General features: G+C 61.2%; 7 protein-coding genes. All 7 read left to right on the forward strand.

All coding sequences use genetic code 11. From position 1 onward, the window contains the following. Window positions 1-1,181 (forward strand): PAS domain S-box protein (locus EN750_RS18110; RefSeq protein WP_127397232.1); only part of this gene is annotated, 1,181 nt, incomplete at its 5' end. Then, window positions 1,168-1,782: a response regulator FixJ gene (gene fixJ / locus EN750_RS18115; protein WP_127397233.1), complete on the forward strand. Its 615-nt coding sequence runs from the start codon at window positions 1,168-1,170 to the stop codon at window positions 1,780-1,782. The genes EN750_RS18110 and fixJ, both read left to right, overlap by 14 nt. Window positions 1,783-1,844: 62 nt before the next feature. After that, on the forward strand, window positions 1,845-2,159 hold the full coding sequence (locus EN750_RS41685; RefSeq protein ID WP_189526287.1) for a hypothetical protein: 315 nt from the start codon (window positions 1,845-1,847) through the stop codon (window positions 2,157-2,159). A gap of 16 nt (window positions 2,160-2,175) precedes the next feature. After that, entirely contained in the window at window positions 2,176-2,622 is a 447-nt protein-coding gene (locus EN750_RS18125; protein ID WP_127397235.1) for a pyridoxamine 5'-phosphate oxidase family protein, read from the forward strand. Window positions 2,623-2,765: 143 nt separating this feature from the next. After that, complete coding sequence (gene trxC, locus EN750_RS18130) at window positions 2,766-3,215, forward strand: thioredoxin TrxC (protein ID WP_127397237.1); 450 nt, start codon at window positions 2,766-2,768, stop codon at window positions 3,213-3,215. A gap of 12 nt (window positions 3,216-3,227) precedes the next feature. Beyond that, window positions 3,228-4,487 carry an MgtC/SapB family protein gene (locus tag EN750_RS18135; protein ID WP_127397236.1) on the forward strand — a complete coding sequence of 420 codons (1,260 nt, stop codon included), beginning with the start codon at window positions 3,228-3,230 and terminating at the stop codon, window positions 4,485-4,487. An 83-nt stretch (window positions 4,488-4,570) separates the two neighbouring features. Further along, window positions 4,571-4,726: a hypothetical protein gene (locus EN750_RS39485; protein WP_164873688.1), complete on the forward strand. Its 156-nt coding sequence runs from the start codon at window positions 4,571-4,573 to the stop codon at window positions 4,724-4,726. The last annotated feature ends 308 nt before the right edge of the window (window positions 4,727-5,034 follow it).

The raw sequence follows: 5,034 nt of genomic DNA on the forward strand, positions 1-5,034 counted from the left end.
CTATCTTTGTCGAAGGCACCGACGTCAGCGAGCTTTCCTTCGCAAACGCCGCTCTTCAATTGCGCGAAGATCATTTGCGATCGATCCTGGCGACTGTGCCGGATGCAATGGTCGTCATCGACGAACAAGGCCGGATCCAATCCTTCAGCACCGCTGCCGAAACGCTGTTCGGCTACCAGTCAGGCGAAGTCATCGGTCAAAACGTGAAAATGCTGATGCCCCCGCCCTACCGCGACGAGCATGACGCCTATCTGCTTCGCTACCTGACGACGGGAGAGCGCCGGATCATCGGGCTCGGCCGCACCGTGACCGGGGCACGCAAGGATGGCACGACTTTCCCGATGGAACTTTCCGTTGGCGAGATGCATCCGGGGACCGGACGTTTCTTTACCGGCTTCTGCCGCGACTTGACCGAGCGCCACCGGGCAGAAGCAAGAATCCAGGAGCAGCAGCAGGAGCTGCTGCACATGGCGCGGTTCACCGCACTCGGCGAGATGGCCTCGACGCTTGCTCATGAAATCAACCAGCCGCTCACCGCCATCACGAACTACCTCAAAGGCAGTCGTCGGCTGCTTGAGAAGAGCCGGGACGAGAATGCGCCCATGCTTCGGGATGCCGTGGAAAAGGCAGCTGAGCAGGCCTTGCGGGCAGGCGACGTCATCCGTCACCTGAGGGATTTTGTAGCCAGGGGCGAAAGCGAGCGCCAGGTCGAACGACTGCCAATGCTGATCGAGGAAGCCGCATCCCTAGCCTTGGTTGGTGCGAGAGAGATAAATCTCCTCGTCAGCTACAAGCTTGACCCAATCGCCGAACTGGTCTTGACCGACCGCATCCAGATTCAGCAGGTTTTGCTCAACCTGATGCGCAATGCGGTGGAGGCTATGCAGGACTCGCCGCGCCGCGAATTGAAAGTCACAACAATTGCCCGGGATGATGGGATGGCCGAGGTAAGCGTGATCGATACCGGCCCGGGTCTCGCGCCGGAAGTCTCGGCTCAACTCTTCCAGCCGTTTGTAACCACCAAGAAGCAAGGCATGGGTGTCGGTCTCTCCATTTGCCGCACCATCGTGGAATCGCACGGTGGTCACATATGGGCCGAGGCGATGCCGACTGGCGGGACCGCCTTCCGATTCACCTTGCGCATTGTGGAGAAGGAAGAGGTCACAAATGGCCGGCAGTGATCTGGTGCACGTGGTTGACGACGACATGGACGTGCGCAAGTCGCTCGGTTTTCTTCTGGCGACTGCAGATTTTGCAGTACGCCTGCACGAATCGGCCACAGCTTTTCTCTCGACGGCAAAGGGCGACCTCGACGGCTGCATCGTCACCGACGTGCGCATGCCGGGCATAGACGGCATCGAGTTCCTGCACCAACTGAGATCCGGCGGGCATACAATTCCAGTTATTGTCATGACGGGCCATGCCGATGTGGCGCTCGCCGTTCAGGCAATGAAGGAAGGCGCTTCCGATTTCATTGAAAAGCCGTTCGATGACGAGATGCTGATCGACGCGATCCGCTCCGCGTTGGCCAACCGCAATCAGGCGAATGCAACGCATCCGCAATCAGCTGAAATCCACGGGCGCCTGGCCACACTTTCGGAGCGGGAGCGGCAGGTTCTGGATGGGCTCGTGTCAGGTCTGCCGAACAAGACGATCGCCTATGACCTGGGTATCAGTCCGCGCACCGTCGAGATTCATCGTGCCAATGTGATGAGCAAGATGGCCGCAGGCAGCCTGTCGCATCTCGTGCGCATGGCGTTGATCGTGGAATCCAAACCCTAGCAAGCGTCCCCGAGAGACTTGCCGTCGTCTGTCGGCACTGTCTTCGACAGCCAGTGCCGCCAATGGGTCGGGCGGATATCGACGCGCACGCCAGTCCCTGCGTGCTTCCAACCCTGCCGGCCTTTTATACAGGGAAATACGAGCGCATGTTCGCCGTCCTCGTCGAAGACGGCGAGTTCGAGTTCGCGACCAAACGGAGCGCTGAGGATCGGCTTCCACATCTCCCCATGATTGGGGGAAGCGGCAAGCAGCGCCTTGATTTAAATCATTTTCCGAAATTGCCGCTTATGCCGCAGCGGGCGAGCGGCAAGCCTGCCTTGATCGCGATCAATGACATCCCCGGCGGCTGGGCCAACAGTCTGTGGGACGATCAATAGACTCAGGAGATCACACATGCTGATCCGCACATTATCCGCTCTGGAATGCACGAAATTGCTGACCGCCAATCGTGTCGGTCATCTGGCATGCGCGAAGGATGGGCAGCCCTACGTGGTGCCGGTGCACTATGCGCATGCCGACAATCATCTCTACGCGTTTTCCATGCCCGGCAAGAAGATCGACTGGATGCGTGCCAATCCGCTGGTGTCCGTCCAGGTCGACGAACACGGTGAAGGACGGGGATGGAGAAGTGTTGTTGTCGACGGGCGGTTTGAGGAACTGCCGGACCGGATCGGCCACAAGCTCGAGCGCGACCATGCATGGTCGGTGTTGAGCAAGCATTCTGATTGGTGGGAGCCCGGTGCCCTCAAGCCGGTGGTGCCTCCGGTTGCGGAAAGCACGCCGCACGTGTTCTTCCGGATCCTGATCACGCAGGTGTCAGGTCGGAAGGCAAGCGAGTGAACTCTTCCACTCGCTCGGTTTCGCAAAGCACGGACCTCCAGCAGGCTGAGCTGTCCTAACCGTGTTGCCTGTCGCGCCAAGATTGGAGGTGCGAGGCACTTGGCGAGGGAGATCCCCGCGCAGATAAGATGTTATCAATGGCCATGGCGCAGGAAAACCTGGTGGTTTGCAGCACGTGCGGCGGGGTTAACCGACTGCCGCCGGGGCGCAATGCCGGGGGCGCGAAATGCGGAAAGTGCGGGAAACGGCTGTTCTCAGGTCACCCTGAAGACGTCAACGGTCGGGTTTTCGATCACCAGATCACGCGTAGCAGCATCCCCGTTGTCGTCGATATCTGGGCACCATGGTGCGGCCCGTGCAAGATGATGGCGCCGGCATATGAGGCGGCAACGAACGAACTGGAGCCGGATGTTCGCCTGATTAAGCTCAATTCCGACAATGAGCAGGCCGTTTCAGCCAGGCTCGGCATCCGCAGCATCCCGACCATGATCCTCTTCCATGGCGGACGTGAGGTCGCGCGCACATCCGGCGCCATGACAGCGGGGCAGATCGTCAGATGGGTTCGCGACCACCTGCCGATGGCCACCGCCTGAAAGTTGCAAACCATGGATTCGCTGATCGCACGGCTCGGACTTGCACTGGCAATAGGCCTGCTCGTCGGATTGGAGCGCGGCTGGCGGGAGCGCGATGCGCCGGATCGCAGCCGGACGGCCGGAATTCGAACTTTCGGCATATCCGGCCTGCTCGGTGGCATTCTCGCGGCACTGGCCGAGGCGCTCGGCGCGGTTTCCGTGCTGGTAGGTGGCCTCGTCGCCTTCGCCGCAATCTTTGCCTGGTACAAGGCGCGTGAGGCTGCCCATGACAAGGATTTCAGCGTTACGGGAGTCATAGCGGCCCTTGGCGTGTTCGCACTCGGCGCGCTTGCGGTCGCTGGTGACTTCCGGGCCGCTTCTGCCGGAGGAGCAGCATTGGCCGCGGTCCTTGCCAGTCGCGAAATCCTGCACGGCCTCTTGAAGAGCCTGACCTGGATCGAGCTTCGTTCGGCGCTGATCCTGGCGGTGATGACCGCAATCGTTTTACCCCTGCTGCCAAACCGGACGCTCGACCCGTGGGGTGGCTTCAACCCGTGGGAGGTCTGGTTCCTCACGGTGCTGATGGCGTCGATATCGTTCGCTGGCTATGTCGCCATTCGCGTACTTGGGACCACGCGTGGGTTGCTCGTCAGCTCGCTCACCGGCGCCATCGTCTCTTCAACCGCCGTAACCGTGGCGCTGGCCCGCAACGCCGCGCCGGCAAGCAATCCATCGCCGCTTGCAGGCGCAGCTTCGCTGGCGGCGATGGTTTCGTTGCTACGCGTCTGCGCCGTGGTTCTGATCATCGAGCCGAGCGTGTTCGTTTCGGTCGGCATTCCGGCGATCGCCGCAGCACTCTCCTTTGCTGTTTTCGGAGCATTGCTCATGGCCCGGGATAGCGGAGACCGCGAGGGCGGGGCGATCGCGCGCAATCCATTCGAACTAGGCCCGTTGCTGCTCTTCGCTGTGCTCTTTGCGATTGTCGCGACCTCGAGCGCCGCGTTGGCTGCTCAATTCGGCGAACGCGGCTTGCTCGCGAGCTCGGCGCTCGCAGGCACATTCGATGTCGATGTTTCGGTGCTCAGTGCTTTGCGCCTGGTCAAGCATTCGGTCCCTGTCGAGACAGTGGGCCAGGCGGTGCTCGCGGCGCTGGCAGCAAACGCGGTCGGCCGCCTGTCGCTGGCAGTATTTGCCGGCCCGGTCAGGTTCTGGTTGCCGCTGGCCGGCGCAACCCTGATCGCCGCGACCGCCGGTGCTTGCGCGATGCTGCTGCTGCCGAGCCCGAGCCTCTGAGACAGACCCTCGTGCCTTCTTCGATGCCAATCCAAGGCCAAGTCCTGCCGGCGCTTTATGACACTCCATCAAAGGAGTTCGCCATGGCAGATCTGAAGGATATTACCCCGAAATTCCGCAATGTCCGGCTGTTGCTTGCTCGCGAGAAAGACCACCCGGAAGGTAACCGCAAAGAGGGCTATGACGCGCCCGCTCCATTGACCGGCGACGGCCGAATCGACGCAGACAAGTGGAAATAGCAGAGGGCGTAACCGGGCGCGCACCTTCGCGATCAACGCTCCAGTGCCACCTGGGGCGGGCATCTAGGTAGTTTCCCGTAGGGACATAACCGAATTTCGCGACCCGCGGATTCGCGCGATTGCTGTGTCACGGATCAACCGGGAAAACAGCCATGCACGCCTACACCGCCTCCAGAATTTCGCTGCCGTCACGGACTGCCCAGCCCAACCTGCCGGAGGCTTTCGAGCCCGCACTGCTGCAACCACTCAGCTTCTATCCCGCAGGCGCGGAAATCTACGCCCAGGGCGAGAAGGCCGGAGCCTTCTAC

The organism is Mesorhizobium sp. M7A.F.Ca.ET.027.03.2.1 (assembly GCF_003999175.1).
Classification (GTDB): domain Bacteria; phylum Pseudomonadota; class Alphaproteobacteria; order Rhizobiales; family Rhizobiaceae; genus Mesorhizobium.

Coding starts and splice junctions, on each gene's coding strand:
- fixJ (WP_127397233.1), top strand. CDS start 1,168: ATGGCCGGCAGTGATCTGGTGCACGTGGTTGACGACGACATGGACGTG.
- EN750_RS41685 (WP_189526287.1), top strand. CDS start 1,845: ATGGGTCGGGCGGATATCGACGCGCACGCCAGTCCCTGCGTGCTTCCA.
- EN750_RS18125 (WP_127397235.1), top strand. CDS start 2,176: ATGCTGATCCGCACATTATCCGCTCTGGAATGCACGAAATTGCTGACC.
- trxC (WP_127397237.1), top strand. CDS start 2,766: ATGGCGCAGGAAAACCTGGTGGTTTGCAGCACGTGCGGCGGGGTTAAC.
- EN750_RS18135 (WP_127397236.1), top strand. CDS start 3,228: ATGGATTCGCTGATCGCACGGCTCGGACTTGCACTGGCAATAGGCCTG.
- EN750_RS39485 (WP_164873688.1), top strand. CDS start 4,571: ATGGCAGATCTGAAGGATATTACCCCGAAATTCCGCAATGTCCGGCTG.